This is a genomic window from Gordonia paraffinivorans NBRC 108238 (assembly GCF_000344155.1).
GTDB classification, from domain to species: domain Bacteria; phylum Actinomycetota; class Actinomycetes; order Mycobacteriales; family Mycobacteriaceae; genus Gordonia; species Gordonia paraffinivorans.
Map to the genome: position 1 here is coordinate 38,174 of NZ_BAOQ01000033.1, position 21,054 is coordinate 59,227.

22 protein-coding genes, 1 tRNA gene and 1 pseudogene are annotated in these 21,054 nt (G+C 69.4%); 7 read left to right on the top strand and 17 right to left on the bottom strand.

The window, feature by feature from the left end; translation table 11 throughout:
* Positions 1–36: 36 nt before the first annotated feature.
* Together GP2_RS22240 and GP2_RS22245 are read right to left on the bottom strand one after the other, a co-directional pair.
* Entirely contained in the window at positions 37–459 is a 423-nt protein-coding gene (locus GP2_RS22240) for a hydroxyethylthiazole kinase (RefSeq protein WP_006901525.1), read from the bottom strand.
* The gene (locus tag GP2_RS22245) at positions 453–809 is read right to left on the bottom strand and encodes a hydroxyethylthiazole kinase (RefSeq protein ID WP_006901526.1); all 357 of its coding nucleotides are present in this window, start codon (positions 807–809) and stop codon (positions 453–455) included. The genes GP2_RS22240 and GP2_RS22245 overlap by 7 nt, the downstream gene beginning before the upstream one ends.
* Before the next feature lie 167 nt (positions 810–976).
* Between GP2_RS22245 and GP2_RS15755 the strand changes: the two genes are divergently transcribed.
* Positions 977–1,306 (top strand): hypothetical protein, encoded by a 330-nt coding sequence (locus GP2_RS15755; RefSeq protein ID WP_006901527.1) that lies wholly within the window; start codon positions 977–979, stop codon positions 1,304–1,306.
* Positions 1,307–1,335: 29 nt separating this feature from the next.
* On the opposite strand, the gene GP2_RS15760 is transcribed toward GP2_RS15755, so the two are convergent.
* The 3 genes from GP2_RS15760 to GP2_RS15770 are packed head-to-tail and all read right to left on the bottom strand — an operon-like array spanning position 1,336 to position 3,306.
* Positions 1,336–1,977, bottom strand: a complete 642-nt coding sequence (locus tag GP2_RS15760; protein ID WP_040527247.1) for a TetR/AcrR family transcriptional regulator — start codon at positions 1,975–1,977, stop codon at positions 1,336–1,338.
* Between the two features lie 43 nt (positions 1,978–2,020).
* The gene (locus tag GP2_RS15765; RefSeq protein ID WP_006901529.1) at positions 2,021–2,902 is read right to left on the bottom strand and encodes an LLM class flavin-dependent oxidoreductase; all 882 of its coding nucleotides are present in this window, start codon (positions 2,900–2,902) and stop codon (positions 2,021–2,023) included.
* Positions 2,899–3,306, bottom strand: a complete 408-nt coding sequence (locus GP2_RS15770) for a winged helix-turn-helix transcriptional regulator (protein WP_006901530.1) — start codon at positions 3,304–3,306, stop codon at positions 2,899–2,901. The genes GP2_RS15765 and GP2_RS15770 overlap by 4 nt, the downstream gene beginning before the upstream one ends.
* Before the next feature lie 107 nt (positions 3,307–3,413).
* On the opposite strand from GP2_RS15770, the gene GP2_RS15775 reads away from it, so the two are divergent.
* Positions 3,414–4,466 carry a pirin family protein gene (locus tag GP2_RS15775; RefSeq protein ID WP_006901531.1) on the top strand — a complete coding sequence of 351 codons (1,053 nt, stop codon included), beginning with the start codon at positions 3,414–3,416 and terminating at the stop codon, positions 4,464–4,466.
* Here the strand turns inward: GP2_RS15775 and GP2_RS15780 are convergent, their stop codons facing one another.
* The 3 genes from GP2_RS15780 to GP2_RS15790 form a co-directional block, all read right to left on the bottom strand.
* Positions 4,467–6,575, bottom strand: coding sequence for a DUF6541 family protein (locus GP2_RS15780; protein WP_040527232.1), 2,109 nt, complete (start codon positions 6,573–6,575; stop codon positions 4,467–4,469). It lies immediately after the preceding gene.
* A gap of 112 nt (positions 6,576–6,687) precedes the next feature.
* The gene (locus tag GP2_RS15785; protein WP_006901533.1) at positions 6,688–7,956 is read right to left on the bottom strand and encodes an MFS transporter; all 1,269 of its coding nucleotides are present in this window, start codon (positions 7,954–7,956) and stop codon (positions 6,688–6,690) included.
* Positions 7,953–8,603, bottom strand: a complete 651-nt coding sequence (locus GP2_RS15790; RefSeq protein WP_006901534.1) for a GntR family transcriptional regulator — start codon at positions 8,601–8,603, stop codon at positions 7,953–7,955. The genes GP2_RS15785 and GP2_RS15790 overlap by 4 nt, the downstream gene beginning before the upstream one ends.
* Positions 8,604–8,881: 278 nt before the next feature.
* On the opposite strand from GP2_RS15790, the gene GP2_RS15795 reads away from it, so the two are divergent.
* The gene (locus GP2_RS15795; RefSeq protein ID WP_040527249.1) at positions 8,882–10,072 is read left to right on the top strand and encodes an NAD(P)-dependent malic enzyme; all 1,191 of its coding nucleotides are present in this window, start codon (positions 8,882–8,884) and stop codon (positions 10,070–10,072) included.
* Between the two features lie 58 nt (positions 10,073–10,130).
* On the opposite strand, the gene GP2_RS15800 is transcribed toward GP2_RS15795, so the two are convergent.
* The 4 genes from GP2_RS15800 to GP2_RS15815 form a co-directional block, all read right to left on the bottom strand.
* A complete protein-coding gene (locus GP2_RS15800) occupies positions 10,131–10,817 on the bottom strand; it encodes a 4a-hydroxytetrahydrobiopterin dehydratase (protein WP_006901536.1) in 687 nt (228 codons plus the stop codon).
* Between the two features lie 107 nt (positions 10,818–10,924).
* Positions 10,925–11,632 (bottom strand): hypothetical protein, encoded by a 708-nt coding sequence (locus tag GP2_RS15805; protein WP_006901537.1) that lies wholly within the window; start codon positions 11,630–11,632, stop codon positions 10,925–10,927.
* 161 nt (positions 11,633–11,793) lie between these two features.
* A complete protein-coding gene (locus GP2_RS15810) occupies positions 11,794–13,002 on the bottom strand; it encodes a hypothetical protein (RefSeq protein ID WP_255218644.1) in 1,209 nt (402 codons plus the stop codon).
* Between the two features lie 71 nt (positions 13,003–13,073).
* On the bottom strand, positions 13,074–13,769 hold the full coding sequence (locus GP2_RS15815; protein WP_255218645.1) for a DUF8176 domain-containing protein: 696 nt from the start codon (positions 13,767–13,769) through the stop codon (positions 13,074–13,076).
* Positions 13,770–14,114: 345 nt separating this feature from the next.
* Between GP2_RS15815 and GP2_RS15820 the strand changes: the two genes are divergently transcribed.
* The 4 genes from GP2_RS15820 to GP2_RS15835 all read left to right on the top strand — a co-directional run bounded on the left by GP2_RS15820 (position 14,115) and on the right by GP2_RS15835 (position 17,498).
* A complete protein-coding gene (locus tag GP2_RS15820) occupies positions 14,115–14,657 on the top strand; it encodes a hypothetical protein (RefSeq protein WP_006901540.1) in 543 nt (180 codons plus the stop codon).
* Positions 14,654–15,514, top strand: coding sequence for an esterase/lipase family protein (locus GP2_RS15825; protein ID WP_006901541.1), 861 nt, complete (start codon positions 14,654–14,656; stop codon positions 15,512–15,514). The genes GP2_RS15820 and GP2_RS15825 overlap by 4 nt, the downstream gene beginning before the upstream one ends.
* A gap of 84 nt (positions 15,515–15,598) precedes the next feature.
* Positions 15,599–15,674 (top strand) — tRNA-Thr (locus GP2_RS15830).
* 426 nt (positions 15,675–16,100) lie between these two features.
* Positions 16,101–17,498: a hypothetical protein gene (locus GP2_RS15835; RefSeq protein ID WP_006901542.1), complete on the top strand. Its 1,398-nt coding sequence runs from the start codon at positions 16,101–16,103 to the stop codon at positions 17,496–17,498.
* Between the two features lie 34 nt (positions 17,499–17,532).
* On the opposite strand, the gene GP2_RS15840 is transcribed toward GP2_RS15835, so the two are convergent.
* The 5 genes and pseudogenes from GP2_RS15840 to GP2_RS15855 form a co-directional block, all read right to left on the bottom strand.
* The gene (locus GP2_RS15840) at positions 17,533–18,120 is read right to left on the bottom strand and encodes a hypothetical protein (protein ID WP_255218646.1); all 588 of its coding nucleotides are present in this window, start codon (positions 18,118–18,120) and stop codon (positions 17,533–17,535) included.
* A gap of 433 nt (positions 18,121–18,553) precedes the next feature.
* Positions 18,554–18,739, bottom strand: a complete 186-nt coding sequence (locus GP2_RS15845; protein ID WP_006901544.1) for a hypothetical protein — start codon at positions 18,737–18,739, stop codon at positions 18,554–18,556.
* Positions 18,740–18,851: 112 nt separating this feature from the next.
* Positions 18,852–19,083 (bottom strand): annotated as a pseudogene (locus tag GP2_RS21315) (ATP-binding cassette domain-containing protein); the annotation flags it as partial.
* A gap of 18 nt (positions 19,084–19,101) precedes the next feature.
* Complete coding sequence (locus GP2_RS15850) at positions 19,102–19,629, bottom strand: SRPBCC family protein (protein WP_006901545.1); 528 nt, start codon at positions 19,627–19,629, stop codon at positions 19,102–19,104.
* 108 nt (positions 19,630–19,737) lie between these two features.
* Positions 19,738–21,024: a DNA polymerase III subunit delta' gene (locus GP2_RS15855; protein WP_006901546.1), complete on the bottom strand. Its 1,287-nt coding sequence runs from the start codon at positions 21,022–21,024 to the stop codon at positions 19,738–19,740.
* Positions 21,025–21,054 lie beyond the last annotated feature (30 nt).

Consider the following 21,054-nt stretch of genomic DNA (forward strand, 5'->3'; position numbering starts at 1 on the left):
GGGTGGGATGGCTGGTCGCGTCGTCGGCGGGGATCGTCAGAGTGCGGAGAGCTCGTCGACGAAGGCCACGGCGAACGACCCGGTGCCGGTGGTTCGGGCCCCGGCACGCTGACCTGCTGCGGCGAACGCGGCGTGTGCGGCCCGCGCGGCGGTGAACGGATCGGTGACCGCGCAGAATCCGGCACTCAATGCGCCGAGGCTGCAACCGGTTCCGGTCACCTGCGGCATGCGTGCGTCGCCGCCCTCGACGGAGGTGGCACGCCCGGCCGGGTCGCACAGGTAGTCGACCTGTCCCGACACCGCGACGACGGCGTCGAGACGGACGGCGAGTTGCTTGACGGTGTCGACGACCTCGGAGGAGTCGAGCGTCGAGTCGACCCCGCTGCCGCCCTCGCCGCCGGCCAGCGCGGAGATCTCGCTGGCGTTGCCGCGGATGATCGCCGGCTTGTACTTCAGCAACGACTTGAGGATCTCGTCGTATTCGTTGCCCCCCCACCGATCGCGACCGGGTCGAAGACCCACGGCGTACCCGCCTTGTGCGCGGTGGCCGCGGCCTCCTCGAGCGCCTCCGGCGTGACCGACGACATCAGGGCCGCGCCGTTGATCCAGACGGCGCCGGCGCCTGCCGGGAACGAGGCGGTGAAGCCCGGGGCGGCGCCGATGGCGGGGCCGGCGCCGAGCGCGAGCAGGACGTTGGCGCTCAGGTTCGCCGCGACGTAGTTGGTGAGGCCGTAGACGAACGGCGCCGTGTCCCGAAGGCTCGCGATGGCGGCCTGCACCTCGGGCGACTCGATGGTGGTCGTCTCCATCTCCACAGTTCTCCTTGTTCTTCGCACTTCGGGACTCGAACTGCATTTAGTTGTATACAGATGCATGCGGAGTGCTCCAGCCAGAAGCCGGTTAAATTCAGGCCGGTTTCAAAAGGTGCCAGGTGTCCTCATGTGGCCTCCGCCTCACATGGGCCACGATGGTCGGCATGCGTGATCTCACAGCCGACGACTTCGGCGTGCTGCTGTCGGTGTTCGCCGTCCTGCTGCTCGCCTTCGGAGCCGACTTCCACTTCTCCCGCCGCATGGCGAAGCGTCACAAGCTGAGCGCACGCCTGTTCATGACGGTCAACGTCGTGGGTGAGCTCGCCACCGCGATCGCACTCGTGCTCACCTGGGTCGCGCTGTGGAGTCCGGCTGCGTGGGAACGCATCGACGACCTGCTCGTCTTCGTCCCCGGCTGCATCGCCATGCTGTGCGTCGTCACCCTCGCGGTCGAGACCGTGGTGACACGAACGATGGATGTGTGGCGGGGCTGACCGCGAGGCGCGAGGATCGCGTCGGCAGCTCAGCCGGAGGAGAGGAGCGCGACGATCGCCCGCGCGAGGCCCTTTCGGGCGAGCTCCTGATCCTGGAAGCTGCCCAGCTGCTTCTCCGACACGAGGCCGCGCATGGCGCCCGGTAGGAATGCCGCGACCTCTTTGACCCGGTCGGGGTCGACACCCAGATCGGCGAACGCCCGCTGGCAGGCGTCCGTCCACGACGGACCCCAGGACGCGAACTCCGCCGCGGTCTTGGGGAACAGCCGCCGGAACTCGTCCGGGTCGCGGGGCAACGCGGCCCGCAACGTCTCGATCGCCCGGGACTCCTTCGTCAACAGCCCGTCGTACAGCAGGTCGACGATCGCCTCGACCCGCTCGGCCAGCGGCGCTTCGGGTTTCACGCTGACCGGCAGGTCGCCGCGCTGTTCGGCGGTGCGGCGCAGGACCGCGGCCCACAGCCCGTCGATGTCGTCGAACTGATACTTGATCGCGCCCCACGTGGCGCCGATGTCCTTGGCGATCCGGTTTCCCGACACCGACGCCGGGTCGCCCGACGCCAGCGACCTGATCGCCGCGTCGAGCATGGCGTCGCGCGTGGCCTGCCCGCGGCGATTCGCGCGCCGGCCGGCGGAGGCCGCAGGCTGCGTGGGGGCGTCGACGGGTGGCACGGTCGCCGATCGTAGTCGCTCGGGGTTCGCCGGCATCGGCTGCTCAACCCTGCCGTTCCGCGGCGACGAGCTCCCGCACCGCGGGCACCACCTCGTCCGCGAAACGCGCCAGATCATCCGGATCGTCGGTGGCGAGGATGTAGGTGCTCATCCCCAGCGTCACCGTGAGGTCGGTGAGTTGCTCCGCCCACTGCGCAGGGCTTCCCTCGAGGAGGCCGCCGCCGGTCCCGAAGTTGCCGTCGATGTTGTAGATCCGCGCGATGTCGCCGGGGTCGCGGCCGGCGGCCTCGGCGGCGTCGTCGATGACCGCGCTCTTCTCCGCGACCTTCTCGGGCGGCACGAACTGCAGGCTCGGGACCCAGGCGTCGGCGAGTTCGCCGGTCAGTCGCAGCATGCGCGGGCCGAGTGCGCCGAGCCAGATCGGGATGCGGTGCGCCGGAGGGGGTCCCGCGTGCAGTCCGTGGACGGGATAGAACTCTCCGTCGAGATCGACCGTGCCGCCGGACCAGAAGGCGCGCATGACGGCGATCGCCTCGGTCAGGGCGCGCACCGCCTCGCCCGGCGACCGCCTCGGTCCCCCGGCGGCGACCACGCCGTCCCAGAACGCCCCGGCACCCAGGCCGAGTTCGACTCGGCCGCCGGTGATCACGTCGAGACTCGCCGCCGCCTTCGCGAGCATCACCGGAGGCCGCAGGGGGAGGTTGGCGACGTTGGGCGACAGGCGGATCGACGACGATCTCGCACCGACCACCGACAGCAGCGTCCAGGTGTCGAGGAACCGCTTCTGGTACGGGTGGTCCTGGATGCTGACGAGGTCGAGGCCGCGATCCTCGGCGATCTCGACCATGCGCAGCAGGTTGTCGAGGTTGTCGGCGCGAGGGCTGGGAAAGAACCCGAAGCGCAACGGCTGTCCGTAGTCGGTCATAGGGACTCCTCACCGGATAGACGATCAAAGCGTTCGCGGGCCTGCTCGACGCGCGGGGCGAGCCGGATGATCACCGCCGTGAGGTCGGCGACGGCCGCGCGCACCTCGGCCCCGAGGTCGGTGAGCGTGTATTGCACACAGGAGCGCCGCGTCGGCATCACGCCGCGGTCCGCGAGCCCGTCGCGAACGAACCGGCGCAGCGTCTGGGAGAGCATTCGGTCGTTGATGCCGGTGACCGTGCGGCGGAGTTCCCCGTAGCGACGTGGCTCGGTGTCGAGGGCGATCAGGACCATCATCGGCCACACGCCGCCGATCGTCTGCAGCGCGGCGCGCACGGTCCCGGAGCCGGCCAGGACGTCGTCGACGGTCACCTCGTCCGACACGGTGGACCGGGTCTCAGCCATACGGCGAGCCTACGCCTCTCTCGAAACGAGAGCACTCTTGAAATAAGAGTGGAGTCGCCGGTGTTGAGTCCGGCAGCATCGCAGACAGCGATGGGAAGGACTTCACCATGACTTTCACCGAACAGAGCCGTCCGGCGACCCCGACCGCCCCAGCGGGACGCGTCGTCGACCTCGGGCACCCGTGGCGCGGCGTCGGCCCGTTCCTCTTCGCCGCCCACCACGTCGACGCCTACCCCGCCGGCAACGAGCAGATGGGCCCGGCCACCGGCGTCGCCGACCGGGAACTCGGCAGCGACTTCGGGCATCCGTCGGGCTGGAACATGTACCACGGGCGCACGGTCCCCGGCTTCCCCGCTCATCCGCATCGCGGCTTCGAGACGATCACCATCGTCCGCAGGGGCGTCGTCGATCACGCCGACTCGACCGGCGCCAGTGCGCGATACGGGGACGGGGACGTCCAGTGGGTGACCGCCGGCCGCGGCGTCTCCCACTCGGAGATGTTCCCGCTGCTCGACACCGATTCCGACAATCCCTTCGAGCTGTACCAGATCTGGCTCAACCTACCGGCGCGCGACAAGACCGCCGATCCCGAGTTCACGATGCAGTGGCGCGAGGACATCCCGGTGGTGACGCGCGGCGAGGACGGCTCGCGGGCCGTCCTTCGAGTCGTCGCCGGACGGTTCGACGACGCAACCGCGCTCGCCCCGCCGACGCACTCGTGGGCGGCGGACCCGGCGTCGGACGTCGCCATCTGGCTCGTCGACCTCGAACCGGGCGCGGTGATCGACCTGCCCGCGGCCGACGCCGGCACCGCTCGCCTGCTGTACGTCCACGGCACGGGAGCCGGGGTCGAGATCGACGGCGTGGCAGTCGGATCCGGTCAGGGGTTCGAGCAGTCCCGGCCGGCGGCGCTCCACGTCGTCAACGGGGACTCGCCCGCGACGATCCTGGTCCTGCAAGGCGCCGAGATCGGCGAGCCGGTGGTGCAGTACGGCCCGTTCGTGATGAACAGCGCCGAGGAGATCCAGCAGGCCTTCGACGACTACCGCCGCACAGGGTTCGGCGGCTGGCCGTGGCCCTCGGACGCGCCGGTGCATGCGCGGTCGGAGACCCGCTTCGCCCGGTATCCGGACGGCCGGGTCGAGCGACCGCGTCACTGATCAGGGTGCGGGAACCGGCGCCTCCGCCGGCGGCGGGACCGGTACCGGCGCCGGCGGGTAGACCTTCTCGTTGACCCGGTAGACGACGGTCTCGCCCTGACGGAACACCTCGGTGAGACCCGGCGCCCCGTTCTCGCGGAGTTCGAGGAACGGGTCTCCCTGGTGGCCGTTCTCGGGATCGGGTCGGCCGCGCTGGAATTCCCAGTAGCTGGGCGGGGAGTCGATCACGTAGTGCACGTTGAGGTCTCGCACGATCTGGTCGATCGCCGGATCGGCGCCGATCTTCGCGGCACCCCAGAAGAGGTCGCGTTGCCGGTCGGAGAACTCGTTGGCCCGATAGAACGGGAACAGCGGCGTCACCCCGGTCACCGGGTACAGCCATCCGGTGCCCTGATCGAGGTTGTTGAGGACCAGGACGTCGTAGGCGTCGGGCTGGGACGCCAACCACTCGTAGGCGACGAGATCGTCGGGGCCGATGTACTTGCCGCCGCGTTCCTTGGACGCGATCTGGGCGTTGGGCGGGTACCGGACCACGGCCGCTCCCGCGATGAGCGCGAGCAGCACGACGTAGGTGGCGGCGACCAGCACCCGCGACTTCTTCGTCGGCGCGGGCGCGGCGTCGTCTCCGGACGGCGGGAGACGACGACCGAGGAAACGGGTCACCGCGACGAGCGCGACGCCGATGGCCGTTCCGGCGGCCGCGGCCGAGAACATCGCGACGACGAAGGTGAGGCGGTGCGGCGAGTTGTAGAAGTAGCCGCCGATCGCACCGAGCGGATACGACAGCGGACCGAGCGAGACGACCGCATTGGTGGTGACCAGCGCGAAGACCACCCATCCGGCGAGACCGGCCCAGCATCGCAACCAGGCCAGCACGGCCAGGCCCACGACGGTGACGATGATGAGCGGCCAGTTCGGGTAGTGGTCGAGGTTGAGCGGGATCGTCCCGTTGAACGCCCCCTGGGCCAGACCGTCGAGCACGCCGATCCCGTCCTCGCGGAAGTCGAAGAACGGCAACTCGTTGGTGTCGGCGACGCGGATCGTGCCCAGCACGACCGGGAAGATCAGGACGAGGGTGAGGGCCGCGGTGACGGCGAGGGTCGCGAGGTCGGCGAGGCGGCTCGCCGCGGGACGCCATGCCCCTTCCAGCAGCCACCACAGGGCGACGATGACGCCGAGCAGGATCAGGCCGGACGGGTGGGTGGCCGTCACGCCGGAGACGGCCAGGGCCGCGGGTCCGACGCGGCGGCGGTCGCGGACGACGCTGATGACCAGCACGGCGACCGCGGGTGCCAGGCTCACGCCGACCGCGTTCGGCACCGAGGTCAACTGCACCTCGACGTAGGGCAGCGACGGGAACAGCGCGCCGACGGCACCGGCGACCCCGGCGATGAGGGCGGAGGTGTCGACGTCGTAGCGGTGCCGCGCGAACCAGTAGGCCAGCGAGGCGACCCCCAGCGGCACCGTGACCGCCAGCACCGCCGGCGAATAGGTGTTGTACATCTCGACCGGGTTGGCGCCGGTCAACGGGAACAGCAGAGCTCCCAGCGCATGCCAGGTGTTGGGGTAGTAGTTGAACCCGTGGGTGTCGTAGTTCATCAACTCGCCCATGCGCATGGCCGAGCCGATGCCCGTCTCGTTGATCCACCGCAGAGAACTGGCGTGCCACAACGAGTCCCACACCTGGGAAATGTTGTTCAGACCGGCGAACGCGGTCTTGGCCACCGGCCGGATGCAGGTGACGGCGATGATGACGCCGCCCAGGCCGAGCCCCGCCGCGACGCGCAGGATCGCGGTCCGGCCGACGCCGGGCTCACCGGTGTCGGCGGGCGCGGGGGCGAGTCGCAGGCCGATGCCGGTCTGCAGGAGTCGGGACCAGATCCAGGCGCCGACGAGCGCGATGAGCAGGCCGACCAGCGCCGACACGGGGTTCCACACGAAACCGACGGCCGAGTACAGGACGGTGAGCACGGAGACCAGCGCGAATGTGATGGCCGGCCCGGCCGCGAAGGCGACCGGCCACGGCAGGCTCATGCGGCGGCCGACGAAGGCGCCGGGGAGGATCAGCACGAGCGCGGTAACGATGACCACCCACGCCGCCAGCACCATCAGCCCGTGCCCTTCCACAGTCGCTCGTCACACCGGAATGGGTCGGACCTCACGTCACGTCGTCCGACGGACCGGCCCCGACCAAACATTCAGCAGGGTACCCGGCGACGGGTCACCGCGACTGTCCGGTGACCACCGCCCCGTCGTCGACGGCGTCGGCGTCGATCAGGATCTCCTCGATCCGGGGCCGGTTCCGCGCGTGCCCTGCCACGACGACGCCGAGACAGCCCACGGCGGCGACCGCGCCGAAGCCGAACATCTCGGTGTAGGTGACCGCCGTCCACGTCTGGGAGATCCACGCCAGCAGGGCCGGCACGGCGAAGCCCAGGTAGGTGACGCTGTAGAAGACCGCGGTCAACCCGGCGAGGTCGTCGGGCCCGGCGATGCGCTGCACTTCGAGGAGCCCGGCGATGAGCGCCATGCCGTAGCCGCAGCCGAGCAGCGTCGCGGCGACCAGCGCCAGCCACACGGTCATGACGTGTGCCGCCGCCGCAGCCACGGCCATCCCCGCGACGAGGGTCGTCAGGGCGACGACCACTCCGCGTGACGTCCCCGGCACGTCGATGCGACGCCCGACGGACTGGATGGCGAATCCGGCGCCCAGGCCGAGCACACAGCACAGCGCAGCGAAGGCGATGGGCGCGCCGGAGGTGCGGACCGCCATGACGGCCGGGATGATCGCGTACGCCGACGCGGCGGCGCCGAAGACCCACGGCGCGAGGGGCAGCACCACGAACAGGAACCGGCGGTGCCCCGCGGCGGGGATGCGCAGGTCGTCGAGCAGCGGGCCCGGGTTCGCACGGCGCAGCCGTGTCTCCGGCACTCGGGTCAGCAGAACGCCGGCCGCGATCGCGATCGCGATGTTCAGTGCATACGGCAGGATGTGCGGCTTCGGACCCCACTCGGCGAGCACGCCGGCCACTCCGGCGCCGATGCCGAAACCGGCGGTCAGGCTCATCGCGGCGCGTCCCGCGCCCGATCCGGGGCGCGCGCCGTCGCGGTCGGAGAGTTCCTTGATCCAGCTGCCGCCCACGGCCATCGACAGGCCGAGCGCGATCCCGCTGCAGACGCGGCCGACGGTCAACAGGGCGACCGACTGGGAGCCGGCGGCGAGCAGCACCGAACCCAGTGCCGCGAAGACCGGCGCGGGCAGCATGAGCGGACGTCGTCCGAAGCGGTCCGACAGCGGACCGCCGATCAGCAAGGCGGGCACGATGCCGAAGACGTAGGCGAACAGCAGGGCGTCGACGACGACCGGCGACAGGCCGCTGATCTGCCGGTACATCACCAGCAGCGGGGTGAACTCGTTGCCGCCCCACGCGGTGGCGAACACCGCCAGGGACACCGCCGGCCAGCCGAGACGGGACGTGTTGTGACTCATGCGGATGCTCCCGGCAGGTCGTGGACTCCGGCGAGATGCCCCGCGAGGAGTTCTTCGAAACGATCGGCGTCGACGGCCTCGATGGCGTCGAGCAACTCGAGATGGTCGTCGAGGATGCGGGTTGCGACGGCCGCGTCGCGGTGGACCGAGGCGATCGTCATGCGGCGATGACGTTCGCCGAGCGTGACGTAGAAGTCGGCCAGGATCGGGTTGTCGCCTGCCGCCGCGATCAACTGGTGGAACTCGGCGTCGAGACGCGAGAACTCGACGACGTCGGACGGATCGGCGTGTCGATGCGCCTCGAGGTTCTCGCGCAGTTGCGCGACGAGTTCGGGCACCGCGCCCGGACGCGACGTCACCGACCGCACCGCGTGCCCTTCGAGCAGGCGCCGGGCGTCGACGACGTCCCGCTTCTCCCGCTGCCCGATCGGCACGATGAGCGCGCCCTTCTTCGGATACAGACGCATCCACCCCTCGGCTTCCAGACGCAGGAACGCCTCGCGCACCGGGGTGCGGCTCACCGAGCACCTCGCGGCGATCTCGCCCTCGCTGATCAGTTCGCCGCCGGCGATGGAGTTGGTGAGAATCTGCTCCTTGACCTCGGCATACACCCGCTCAGCAGCGGATTCGGCCGAAGTATGCAACATAGACACAAGTTGTACCTTACCAATGCCCGATGAAGCCCTGACCACCCCATACCCCGGCGCTTCCACTGGGTGGGACGGTGAGACACTTGATGCAGCCGTGACGAGCGTCCACCCCCCGCTCTTCGCGGCCCGACCGCGTCCGCTGAGCCACCCGCTCGCGTAGACGCGGTTATTTGAATAGCTCGCGGGCAGCGTCGCCGGCGAGACGATGCAACCCGCGCCGCACTGTGCGCGGCACTCAGGAGGACCCGACCGTGACGAGCACGGAGGACACACGCATGGGCGACATCCCCGAACCCTCGATCGCCGACATGCCGATCACCGACGAAGAGATCTTCTTGGCTCACTCCGGTGGCAAGTTGTCGGTCGAGCTGCGCGCGCCGATCGACTCCCAGCGCGACCTGTCGATCGCCTACACGCCGGGCGTCGCCCAGGTCTCGCGCGCCATCGACACCGACGCCACCCTGGTGAACAAGTACACCTGGACCGACCGGCTGGTCGCCGTGGTGAGCGACGGTTCGGCCGTTCTCGGCCTCGGCGACATCGGCCCGCGTGCGTCGCTGCCGGTCATGGAGGGCAAGTCGGCCCTGTTCCGCAGCTTCGCCGGGCTCAATTCGATCCCGATCGTCCTGGACACCAAGGATCCCGACGAGATCGTCGAGACGCTCATCCGGCTGCGCCCGAGCTTCGGCGCGGTCAACCTCGAGGACATCTCGGCGCCGCGTTGCTTCGAGATCGAGCGTCGCGTCATCGAGGCCCTGGACTGCCCGGTGATGCACGACGACCAGCACGGCACCGCCATCGTCGTCCTCGCCGCCCTGAAGGGTGCCGTCACCCATCTCGGCCGTGACATCACCAACCTGCGCGTCGTCATCTCCGGCGCCGGCGCCGCGGGTGTCGCGTGCGCCAACATCCTGCTCGCGGCCGGCGTCACCGACGTCATCGTGCTCGACTCGAAGGGCATCGTCTCCCAGGGCCGTGACGGCCTCAACGAGTCGAAGGCCGAGCTCGCCTCGCGCACCAACCCGCGCGGCGTGACCGGCGGCGCGGTCGAGGCCCTCGCGGGTGCGGATGTCTTCATCGGCGTCTCGGCCGGTGTCATCCCCGAGGAACTGATCGCGTCGATGAACAAGGACTCGATCGTGTTCGCGCTGTCGAACCCCGACCCGGAGATCCACCCCGAGACCGCCGCCAAGTACGCGGCCGTCGTCGCCACCGGACGCAGCGACTTCCCGAACCAGATCAACAACGTGCTCGCGTTCCCGGGCGTCTTCCGGGGCGCTCTCGACGCGGGTGCGCGCCGGATCAGCGAGGGCATGAAGATCGCTGCCGCCGACGCCATCTTCTCGGTTGTCGCCGACGACCTCGCCGCAGATCGCATCGTGCCGAGCCCGCTGGACAAGCGCGTCGCCCCGGCCGTCGCCGCCGCGGTCGCGAAGGCCGCCCAGGACGAGGGTCTCTGCTCGTAAGGATCGGTCCACCAAGAGAATTCGACCAGCGGGGGCTTCGGCCCCCGCTGGTCTCGTCTCAGGGCGACATCATCTGGTCGTCCGGGTCCTGCCAGGTGCACAGGCAGATCTCGTTGCCCTCCGGATCGGCGAGGACCCACCATGCGGGCGCGTAGTCGTCCGACAGCAGCTGACCGCCCGCGGTGATCGCGGCCTGCAGGCGTCCGTGGACCACATCGTGCGGGAGGCACAGGTCGAAGTGGACCCGATTCCGTTGCTTGCGTGGCGAATCCATCTGCTGGAACCACACCGTCGGTAGCCGCCCGGGCGGGTCGACGAGGTCGGCGAATTCCTCCGAATGACCGTCGGAGTAACCGAGCACGGCCTTCCAGAACGGGCGGATGGCCGCGATGTCGAGAGCGTCGATCGCCAGGTCGATCGCCGCCGCGGGCGCCGGCAACACCTCGAGTGCCATGTCTGCGGCGATTCCGGTGACCCGGTTCGCGAGCGCCACGTCGGCCTCGGTGAGCTGGTGCGCACTGTGTGTCGTGAGCGTGAGATGCACCGAGCCGTAACGCAGGTCGATGTCCGGGTGGTGATTCGCCTCCTCGGCGGCGTCGATGATCCGGGAGACGAACTCGCCGCCCTTCACCATCGAACCCGTGCGGTACGCGGCAGCGAGTTTCCCGGCGACCACGCGCCACGGGTCGGCAACGGTCTCGGTGACCTGCGCGGCGGACAATGGCGTGCGAGTTGACCCGGTCATACTCCCCCATGCTGCTCCACGTGCGGCCGATCCGAAAGGGGCACCGCGTTCACAAAGGGTGTCGGGGTGTCGTCTCCCGATACCCCAGGTCGCACCCTGCCGGGGCTTCAGCGCCGGTTGGAGGTGGCCGAGGCGAGTTCGGCGATGGTCGCGGCGGTCGCCGGAAGGAAGCCGCGGCGCGCTTCGGCGTCGAGGCCGGTTCCCGCTCCGATCACCGGATCGTAGTCGAGGCCGATCACACCGCCGACCGCGCCGGACACCACACCGACCAGCATCTCGGCAAGTCCCTCCTGCTGAGGTACGGGCAGCGGGGTGGTGATCACGACGACGGTCTGCTCCAGCACTCCGGCGCGGTCCCATTCGGTGAAGACGACGCGGGCCCGGTTGAGGAGGTCGGGCCGGGGGCTGATCACGAGGACCGGTGTGAGGTTGGGCAGGTCGTCTTCGGCGAGCTCGGGCAGCAGGGTCAGCGGGTGCGCACCCGCGTCGACGACGGGCACTGCCCCTTGGCGCCACGCCTCGACGACGGCGTCGGTGACGGTCGCCTCCTCCGGCGGAAGCCACAGTCCTGTTCCCGACGCGGTGCGCAGCAACTCGTCGTCGCCGGTGCCACGAAGTCGGAGTTCGATGTCGCAGTCGTTGCCCGAGGCGTCGACCCACCAGGACAGCAGGCCGAGACCCGACGCCGCGCGATGCTCCGCGAGCAGCGCCGACACGACGGACGTGCCGACGCCACCCGCCGAGCCGCAGACGACGACGGCCCGCTCATCCCAGGATTGCGGGTCGCCGTCGCGAAGAGGAGTCGACCCGGTCATCGGTCCTCACGGAACCAAAAGGTGGTCGCCGTAGCCGTAGGACTCTTCCTCATTCTTCCCTCCATGTCACGCCCACATCATCAGCGGCTCATCACACTCGCGGAGATCAAGGGACCAACATCCACAGCGCCGCCCCACAACCCGCGGGCACGCGCACCGGACTATCGATCGCCACCGCTTCGACCGTCAGCTGCACCGGGCCACCGAACGTCACTCCCCGGCACAGCTCTCTTCAGGTTGTCCGACTGCGTTCGGGTCCAGCCGCGAACCGACTTCTCCACACCAGAGCCGAGCACCGCATACGGCGCGCGCGCCTGCTCTCCCGACCATTTGTATCGAGAGGCACCGACCTTCACGTCCACATCACCGCGGTTGTTCACCACGTAGTCGACGGCCGGAAGACCCGAACGGCGTGCCTGATCAGCAGACAGATGGAACTCGAACTGATTCGGCCCCTTCACCTCCGGAGCAGCACGGCGAGGTCCATCGTTCTTCCACGGCTCATCCGGATTCGCACCCGGATCACCGGCGCCCAGCGAGTAGGCCAGAAGCCCCCCGGCGGTGCCACCGAGGGCAAAGCCGACCGCCGCCCCGGCAGCAGCGCCGCCGACACCGCCCACCGCTGCGCCGATCCCGGCCCCGATCGGGGCGAACTCCGGCCCCAGGACGAAGTAGGGGGCCAGCGAGCCGACGACACCGCCGGCAACCGCACCCACGATGGCGCCTCCTCCCGCACCGACCACCGCCGACGGAATCCCCAGCGCCACAGCACCGGCCGTGCCGCCGGCCATGACTCCGATGATCGTCGCAGCCGCACGACGCGACGCCTCGTCCTCGGGCACGCCCACCGAGATCAGGCCCTGCGCGATCTTCGCCTCGCCATACGCCGACCACGCGTTGATCGAGTTGACGTCCTTGTCCGACAACCCCTCCGGGATGTCGGACACGAAGTTGCCGATACGGATCTTGTCCGGCGGAGGCGCGATCGGACGCACCGGCGGAGCCACCCGCGGCGCAACGGGATTGGTGATCACCGGCGTGTACGGCTGGGCGTAGGACTGCGACAGCGATTCGTCGTAGGACCGGTACGGCGCCTCGACGGGAGGACCAGGGATCGTGCCCGGACCCGGAACCTCCACCGGTCGGACGATCGTCTCACCCGGAGCCGGCGCACCCGGCGCAACATCCGTCGGCGACGTGCCGCCCTGTCCCGGAGCGACATCCGACGGATCCGTGCCGCCCTGCTCCGGAACGGCGTATGCCATACCGGCTCCCGCGGTGATCGACGCGGCCACCACGGCCGACGTCACCGACAGCAACGGACCCGACGGCACACGATGCCGACGATGACGCCCCCGACTCTGACTCATTCCTCTGTCACCTTTCTCGGCCGCGTGCGCGGCATGGACCTCTGCTGTGCCGAATGGTTCTGTGCACGTGCTCATTCGACCGCCTTGATGGACTCGATGTAGACCTTGCCGTTGACCGTCGTGGTGTGGATGACCTGGCGGTACGTGATCGGTGCGACGTCGGGTTGCAGCTCGGTGAGCACCACCGAGTACTCACCGGGGCCCCGTTCGCTGATCTTCAGGCAGTGCCGCGTGCCGGTCGGGCGCTGATCGATGTACTGCTGCATCACGTACTCAGAGGCGACCGCGCCCGGCGTGGTCACCGCGCGGGCGGATTTTGCCGAACGCAGTACGTAGTAGGCGTGATTGAACGCGCGGATCGCCCCCGCACCCGAATTCTGGTGGCCGGCGTCGTCACCGTCCGACACCGTCGTGCCCGCTCCCGCGGTGTGCGGGGAGCAGGCCGGTGCGCGAGCCGCGGCGGTGGTCGATGCCGCGTCGGTCGGGGCGACCGACGAGGCGGGGTCTGCCGAGACTGCCCGCTCGGGCTCATCGCCACCCGCGACCGAGACGGCGAGCATCACCGTGGCCCCGACCACGAGAACCGCGGCCACCGCACCGGCGATCCGCGGTCGCGAACCGAGCGCTCTGCGCCACATCGGCTGTGGCGTGGTCAACGCCCTCCGCTTGTCGCGGACCGCCTTCTCGGCCTCCCTCAGGAACGCATTCAGATCCGACGACGGACGGTCCTGCGCCTCGGATGGACCCCGCCCGGCGAAGTGAGTCACCGGCTCGGAGACCGGCGCCGGGGTTTCCAGGACGGCCAGTGGAGAAGCACTGCAAATGGGTTGAACTGCGTCGATGGCGCGGAATCGCCCGAGATGAGCAGCAAGATCGGCGGCCGGCGTCGTCCCGGTCGAAGGCCATGCCGGGACGGCGGGGTACCAGAGGGACTGCGCGCGCGGCAGCACCAGAATCCCTCCCCCCGTACGGCGACCGTCGTCGTCTTTCACGCATGCGACAGCACGGCACCGCAGGTAATCCCCCCGAAGGAACCGGCATCATGCCGTCGCTGATCCGGGTCACCCTATAACAGCTCTCAGCAACGTCTCAGACGTCGTCCACAGGAACCAGTGCGGTGTTCCCCCGCGATCTCCGGCCATGTCATCGAGGTGACCTCGCTCGAGGCGATCGATCCTGCCGGCATCACGACGACGGAGGCGCGTCGCGCCGGATACGACACTCCCGAAGACGTGCGCACCGCTCTGTGCGTGAACGTCCACAACCCCACGTACCGGATCGGACTCCGTTGCATCGGCGAGGACCCACGGATCGCGCTTCGCGCGGACGACGACCTCTCCGACGACGACGTCGCCGCCATCCGGTCACGCCTCGATCGCATGGACGCCCGCTCCAAGCACGGCCCGTGGACCCGCGCCGTTCTCGCCGTCATCGCGCGACGCCCCAGGGTGGTGTCGACCGCGCTCGCCGCCGAACTCGGCAGGGACAGAGCGGCTTTCAAGGCCGATGTCACCAGACTGAAGTCCCTCGGACTGACCGAGAGTCTCGAGGTCGGCTACGCGGTGTCGCCGCGAGGCGCAGAGTTCCTGCGGCGCGTCGGAGCGCCGGAACAGCCCGGACCTCCACCCACACGTGACCCGAATGGACGACAATGAGTGCCATGCACCTCATCCGGTCCGGTCTCGTCGCGGCGGCCTCGGCGATCGCCGCCGCGTGTCTGTCCCTCGCCCCGGGCGCGGCCCACGCCGCGCCGTTCCCCGTCACGACCGACGTGAACAAGGCGATCGCCGAACACTACCTCGGTCCGGCGACCGAGTCGCCGGCGGGCAGCAACCGCTGGGACTGCCGTGACGCCCAGGGCCGCGATCCGGTGATCCTGTTGCACGCGACGGCGATGAACCAGAGCGCCAACTGGGCCTACCTGGCGCCGACCCTCGCCAATGCCGGGTACTGCGTCTTCAGCACCACCTATGGACAGGCGTCGTGGAGCGGCAACACCGGCGGCATGGGGAACAAGGAACGAGCGGCCGAGCACGTCGCCGCGTTCCTCGACCGCGTGCTCGCCGCCACCGGCGCATCGAAGGTCGACCTGATCGGCCACAGCCAGGGCGGGGCGATCGCCCAGCTGCTGACCCAACTACCGGGTCGGGCCGACCACGTGGACACGATCGTCTCGCTGTCCGCCACACACCAGGAGACCTCCCGTGTCGGTTCGATCACCGACCGCCTGCCCGTCCGGGCCCCGGGCGAGGCGGATTGGGGTCCGCGGCATCCGTCGATCCGCTACGTCAACTTCGCGACCCGATTCGACCGCATCTCCACGCCCTACCAGGTGACCTTGATGACCCCGGGCCCGAACGTGGAGAACACGCTGATCCAGGACGTGTGCCCGGCATCGAGGATCGGTCACGTGGGCATGGCGTACTCCCCGACGGTCGCCGCGCTGGTGCGCAATGCGCTGGACCCGGAGCACCCCGTTCCAGTCGTCTGCGGGTCCGACTACCCGCTCTGACCCCGCCCGAGGCGGCCGGCCAGGTGCCGGTTTTGTTGCGGGACGTCGACTCGCTAGACTCGTCTGCGCTGCCTCGCGCAGCACGCCGCCCTAGCTCAGTCGGTAGAGCAATTCACTCGTAATGAATAGGTCAGGGGTTCGATTCCCCTGGGCGGCTCCACAGATGCAGCACGCGGCGGTTTCCCGGCTCGGGAAACCGCCGTCTTCAGTTCACAGCGCGCACACGCACCGCATCCGAGCATCGACTCGCCTCGGAGCGGCTTGGACCTCCGATCGTCTCGTCTCCTCCGGTCGACGTCGAGTCGCGCGCCGCCCTCTCGAGAGCATCGAGGGCGCGCAACCTGCCCCGGAAGACACCCGACTGCGAGAGACTGCGAGAACACCCTGCCGTTAATACGTTCAGATGACAGACACCCCTGTCGCAGCCTCAATACACTCCATCCGACAGGTAGGAGGAGACGTGGGCGGACGCCGCAGATCACGCCAGGCGTGGTCGGCGCGCACCACGAGGGCCTTCCACAGGCCGTCTCGCCGAACGACGACCTCACTGGCGTTCAGCGCCCTCGCGCTGGCATCGGTCATACCCGTGGCCGTCGCGTCGACCAACGTGGCGGTGGTGGTCGAGTCTCTGATCGACCGCGAGATCGTCGGTGAAGGCACCCCTTACCGCCACCGCAGCACCACCGACATCTTCACCGGTCGGCTCGCAGGCCTCTCGCCGGCGCCCGGTCACGGCCGGGATCTGCTCATCACCGGCGGACTGACCGCGGGGAGCCCGGAGCCGGTCCTGGTCTTCCACCCGAGCACCCCGACCCCCACCGGGTTGCCGCCCGCCCTCGCGCCGGTCGCCCCCGGACAGGAGATGACGAGGCAGGTCACCCTCGACCAGGACCTGGCGATCATGGAGGCGTTCGCGGGCTCCGGAGAGCCGCGGTCCGTCGTCATCGTCACCGAGCGGCCGCGCACCACCGCCGAGCCCCTCGGCGACGTGTCCGAGATCCCGCCGACCGACGACCGGGAGTACGACGACGACTTCATGCTCCCGGACAAGGACCGCGTCGTCATCGTCTCCGACCCGCGGAGCCCGTGGGGCCTCAACGCCTGGCTCGAGACGGTCCCCTGGCTGAAGCCGATCGCCGAGGCCGCCGGGATCAAGACCGACGGCGTCCGCGACCCGCAAGCCACCGGCAAGGTGAAGGTCGTCTCGGTCATCATCGTCGGAGACCCGCTCAGCAACTTCCAGTGGGACCCGAACCGTCCGATCGCGTCGATGATCGTCAACATCGCCGGCTACCTCACCATCACCTCGGGCAACGGGCCCCACACCTACGACGACCTCGCGCGCCTCGGCGAGCCGAAGCTGTTCACGAGCCACAACACCACGTACGCCGTCTACGAGGCGGCACATCCGCTCGCACTGCTGCTCGCGGTGGTCTACGAACGTCTCGGCATCCCCTACGACAAGAGCGACCTCGAACGGTGGAACGACAAGGCGCAGAAGTTCTTCCCGATCCAGCGGCCTTCGGTGGACACTTCGGCGGTCCCACTCGACGAGGGAGGATCGCTGCCCATCGACCCGGCCAACCCCGGGGAGCCCAAAGAACCCGAGAACAACCCGACCCCGGCGCCGAATCAGGGCATCGTGCCCCCGACGCAGCCACCGGCGAGCCACGACGGCGAAGGCACCCCGCCGGTGATCGACCAGCCCGTCGTCGACGAGACCCCGGACGAGCATCACCACGACGAGAGCGACACGCACGACGATGACGCCGCCTCCGACGATGGGGGATCGGGAACCGAGACGACGGATTCGGTGGATACGGAGCGCGAGTCCGACTCCCCCACCGAGGTCAGCGCAGCGAACGACGAGCGCTCGGAGACGACCACCGGAGGAGACACCGGACGAGAGAGCACAGCCGGGAGACCGGGCACATCGAGCCAAACGGCCTCGGCCGGAGGCGATTCCGCGTCCGACAACTCCTGACCCCCGGCCGAAGGCCTCAGATCACCAGAGTCGGTCAGAACAGGGCGCCCAGGCTCCCGTTGCCCGAATTCTCACCGGGACCGTCGTTTCCGCCGGGGCTGTCGTTCCCGCCGTGGCCGTCATCGTCACCGGGACCGTTCGCCGGCGTGCCGGTCCCACTCACCAGGTAGGACTGCGCCAAGCCGTCGATCACCCCGAAGGCCGAATGGGGAGTCGTGCATTCTTGATAGATGGCGTAGGACGTGTCCGCCCGGCCCGAGTCCCACGTCTCGGTCGTCGAGGCGCTCTGGGCGATCGTCACGCCGTCGAGCACCTTGTGAAGTGCATTCCCGGCGACCTGTTGGCGAGCGTTGTCGAGTTCTGCGGACGCGACACCCTGGCTCAGCCCGGCATTGACCTGGGCGGCACGTAGTGCGAGCCAGCCGAGATCCTCCGCGGCGTGGATCGACACCCAGCACGTCGCTGTCCCGTTCCAGCTGTTGGTGACCGTCACCGACACCGTTCCGCCGACGAGGGTTTGGCTGTGGGGGTAGGCAGTCGAGGTGAGTAGTGCCGCCGCAGCGCCACCGCTGCCGGCGAAAGCCACCGCGGCGCAGGCGGCGATTGCGAAGACTGCAGCCACCCATCTGGAGAAGCGCATCCAGTCCCTTTCGGTTGTTCACCCGACTGCGCTATCGAGCGGAGGAATCGTAGAAGGCCATCCGACGGATGTGATCCGATTGATGCCCGAGTCCATTGGCCACCACATGACTTCGAAGCCGAGGAATGGTGATCGTCAAAACCGCTGCCCGTGGTCTGGAGCGATTTCCTGCTGCCGCGAAACGCAGCCTCGGGCCGCGCAACGGTGTGCTCCCGATCAGTCCATGACGACTACGAATTCCGGCGACAGGCAACGGAATCACTAGGCGGTCTCGTTGTCGAGACCGTCCTCCCCGCCGTCACGGCGCAGCACGACGCGACAGACGCGGATGAACGACCGCCCGCGTCCGAGTGGGCACGACGGTTTGTGGTGTCGACGCCCCAGCGGCCGGCACCAGCCCGGCACGGGCGGCAGACTACTTCGCGGCCTCGTCACCCACAGGCTCGTCTTCTGCCGAATCGCTCTCCGCGTCCTCATCGGCGTCGTCCCGCTCCGCGAGGGGGTCGTATCCAGGCACGCCCTCGAGGACGGTCAACTCCTGATCGACAGCGGCCGCGACGGCCTTCGCCTCGTCCTTGATCTTCCGGATGAAGTCCGACATCGCCTGCTCCCTTGCTCATCGGTACGCACGACCCCACGACCGTGCTCCCATGATAGGGGGCTGCTCACCGCTTCAGATCAGGGTTCTCGGAGACCTCGTCGACGTGCCACATCATGTCGTCGAGGGCACCGAACGGCTCGTCGAGGAGCAGTGCCGTGGGCTTGACGACGAGTGCCCGCCCTCGAGACACTCTGGCGCACACCGCCGGACAGCATCGCCGGTTCCGCCTTCTCGAAGCCCTCGAGGCCGACCAGCTCGATATGGTCGGCGACCGGGTCGTCGCCTGCCGGCATTCCGCCGATCTGCCGCGGGAGTTGATAGTGGACTCCACGGGAGCGCCAGGGACGCCGCCCGCCGGTGGGTCAGCCGGCGAAGATCCGCCTGTACGGCTCCGACAACCTCGGATGGTAGGAATCCCAGTCGACGGCCGCGACGCTCCCGCCGGATTCCGCAGCCACCAGCCTGTCGAGGTAGTACTCCCATCCGGGCCCGACGTTCTCGGCCATCTCGGGCCGGGGGAGCCCCTGTGCGAAGACGAGGGTCGTCGAACCGCCGGACTCGACGAGATCGAGTTCGAGTCGCCACACGTCGTCGGGGTCGCCGTCGTCGGCGGGGGTTCTCGATTCGACGACGAGTCGTCGGGGCGGGTCACATTCGCAGATGGCCATCCGCTCGTTCTCCGCATCCTCGCCCTCGGCGGTCATGCGGAAGTCGACGAACCCTGCCGTCGGGTCGCCGGCCCAGGTTCCGATCCATCGTCGGAGCCGCTCGGGTTCGGTGATGGCCGCCCACACCGCATCGGCGGGCGCCGGGAACGTGCGCTCGAGAACCAGGAACGCCTGTCCGCCGCGCGTCTCCCGACGACCGGTCGGCGTCACTTCGGTACTCATCCGGTCTCCTTCTGGTGATCGGGATCTTCGGCGAGGTCGCGACCCTCTAGCACGGCGCGCCGGACCTCGAGCTCGAGTGGATTCACGAAATCACCGGAGGTGAGTTGCTCAGGCGTCGACCTTGCGCTTCAGCGCCAACCCGATCCGGGCGACCATGTCGTCCACCGCGAACTTCGGTTTCACGTTCTTGTCGAGCGCCTCGCGGCAGTCGAGCACCGCCTCCACACAGGCGAGCAGCTGCTCCGGTCGCGCGTACTCGCCCATGGGAACGGAGATGGAATCGGACTTGTCCGGATGCATCGGGGTGACCTGCGCCCCGACGCTCACCACCAGGGCGTCACGGAACAGCGCCGCGAGGTCGACGAGGGCGCGGTCGAGCACGTCACGCCCGACCCGCGTCGCGCGGGACTTCTGCCGCTTCTCGAGCTCCTTGAGCGCGCCTGCGGTGCCGCGCGGCATCCGCGAGGTGCCCTTACCCGTGCCGCCGGCACCGAGCGCAGTCCGCATCTCCTCGGTCTCGGCCTCGTCGAGTTCGGCGGCGATCGCCTTGGCCGCGGCATCCGCGGACTTCACCAGCTCCTCCGCGGCGGCGTAGGCGGTGGAGTCGCGGGTGGCGGCCCGGGCCAGGGACAGGGCCTTCTCCCGCTGCTCCCGCGCGTCGGGATCGGTCGCGAGACGGCGCGCGCGACCGATGTGGCCACCGCAGACCGACGCCGCCCAGTGGGCCTGCTCGGGATCGAGTCCGTCCCGTTCGACCAGGACTCGCTCGATGTCCGCGGTGGTCGGGGTGACCAGCGCGATGTGCCGGCACCGCGAGCGCAGCGTCACCGAGATGTCCTCCGGGTCGACCGAGGGCGCGCACAGCAGGAACACGGTCCGCGGCGGCGGCTCCTCGACGACCTTCAGCAGGGCGTTCGCGGCCTGCTCGGTGAGCCGGTCGGCATCTTCGACGATCACCACCTGCCAGCGGCCGGTGCCGGGGCGCCGGGAGGCCGCCTGGACGATGTCGCGCATGGCGCTCACCGCGAGGCTCAGCCCCTCCGGGACGACGTGCCGGACGTCGGCGTGGGTCTTGGCCATGACGGTCACACAGGCCCGGCACTCGCCGCAGCCGATGTCCGCCGGATCGGGCGCCTGGCACTGCAGGGCGGCGGCGAAGCACGTCGCGGCCACCGACCGGCCGCTGCCGGGCGGCCCGGTGAAGAGCCACGAGTGGGTCATCGACGCGCGTGACCACCCCGCGTCGACACCGGGGATCTCGTCATCCGGAACGAAGAGCCCGTCGGACTGACCCGCGTCGAGGCGCTGCGCGAGCATCCGAGCGGCCCGCGCGGCGGCGCGGAGCTCGTCTGCGATCGCATCCTGCCCGGTCAGCCGATCAAAGACATTGGTCACAACGACACCCTAAACCGCAGTTCGGACAGG

Coding starts and splice junctions, on each gene's coding strand:
- GP2_RS15755 (WP_006901527.1), top strand. CDS start 977: ATGCGTGATCTCACAGCCGACGACTTCGGCGTGCTGCTGTCGGTGTTC.
- GP2_RS15825 (WP_006901541.1), top strand. CDS start 14,654: ATGAGTGCCATGCACCTCATCCGGTCCGGTCTCGTCGCGGCGGCCTCG.
- GP2_RS15765 (WP_006901529.1), bottom strand. CDS start 2,902: ATGACCGACTACGGACAGCCGTTGCGCTTCGGGTTCTTTCCCAGCCCT.
- GP2_RS15795 (WP_040527249.1), top strand. CDS start 8,882: ATGGGCGACATCCCCGAACCCTCGATCGCCGACATGCCGATCACCGAC.
- GP2_RS15850 (WP_006901545.1), bottom strand. CDS start 19,629: ATGAGTACCGAAGTGACGCCGACCGGTCGTCGGGAGACGCGCGGCGGA.
- GP2_RS15790 (WP_006901534.1), bottom strand. CDS start 8,603: ATGTTGCATACTTCGGCCGAATCCGCTGCTGAGCGGGTGTATGCCGAG.
- GP2_RS15780 (WP_040527232.1), bottom strand. CDS start 6,575: ATGGTGCTGGCGGCGTGGGTGGTCATCGTTACCGCGCTCGTGCTGATC.
- GP2_RS15775 (WP_006901531.1), top strand. CDS start 3,414: ATGACTTTCACCGAACAGAGCCGTCCGGCGACCCCGACCGCCCCAGCG.
- GP2_RS15845 (WP_006901544.1), bottom strand. CDS start 18,739: ATGTCGGACTTCATCCGGAAGATCAAGGACGAGGCGAAGGCCGTCGCG.
- GP2_RS15805 (WP_006901537.1), bottom strand. CDS start 11,632: ATGACCGGGTCGACTCCTCTTCGCGACGGCGACCCGCAATCCTGGGAT.
- GP2_RS15810 (WP_255218644.1), bottom strand. CDS start 13,002: ATGAGTCAGAGTCGGGGGCGTCATCGTCGGCATCGTGTGCCGTCGGGT.
- GP2_RS15785 (WP_006901533.1), bottom strand. CDS start 7,956: ATGAGTCACAACACGTCCCGTCTCGGCTGGCCGGCGGTGTCCCTGGCG.
- GP2_RS15800 (WP_006901536.1), bottom strand. CDS start 10,817: ATGACCGGGTCAACTCGCACGCCATTGTCCGCCGCGCAGGTCACCGAG.
- GP2_RS22245 (WP_006901526.1), bottom strand. CDS start 809: ATGGAGACGACCACCATCGAGTCGCCCGAGGTGCAGGCCGCCATCGCG.
- GP2_RS15770 (WP_006901530.1), bottom strand. CDS start 3,306: ATGGCTGAGACCCGGTCCACCGTGTCGGACGAGGTGACCGTCGACGAC.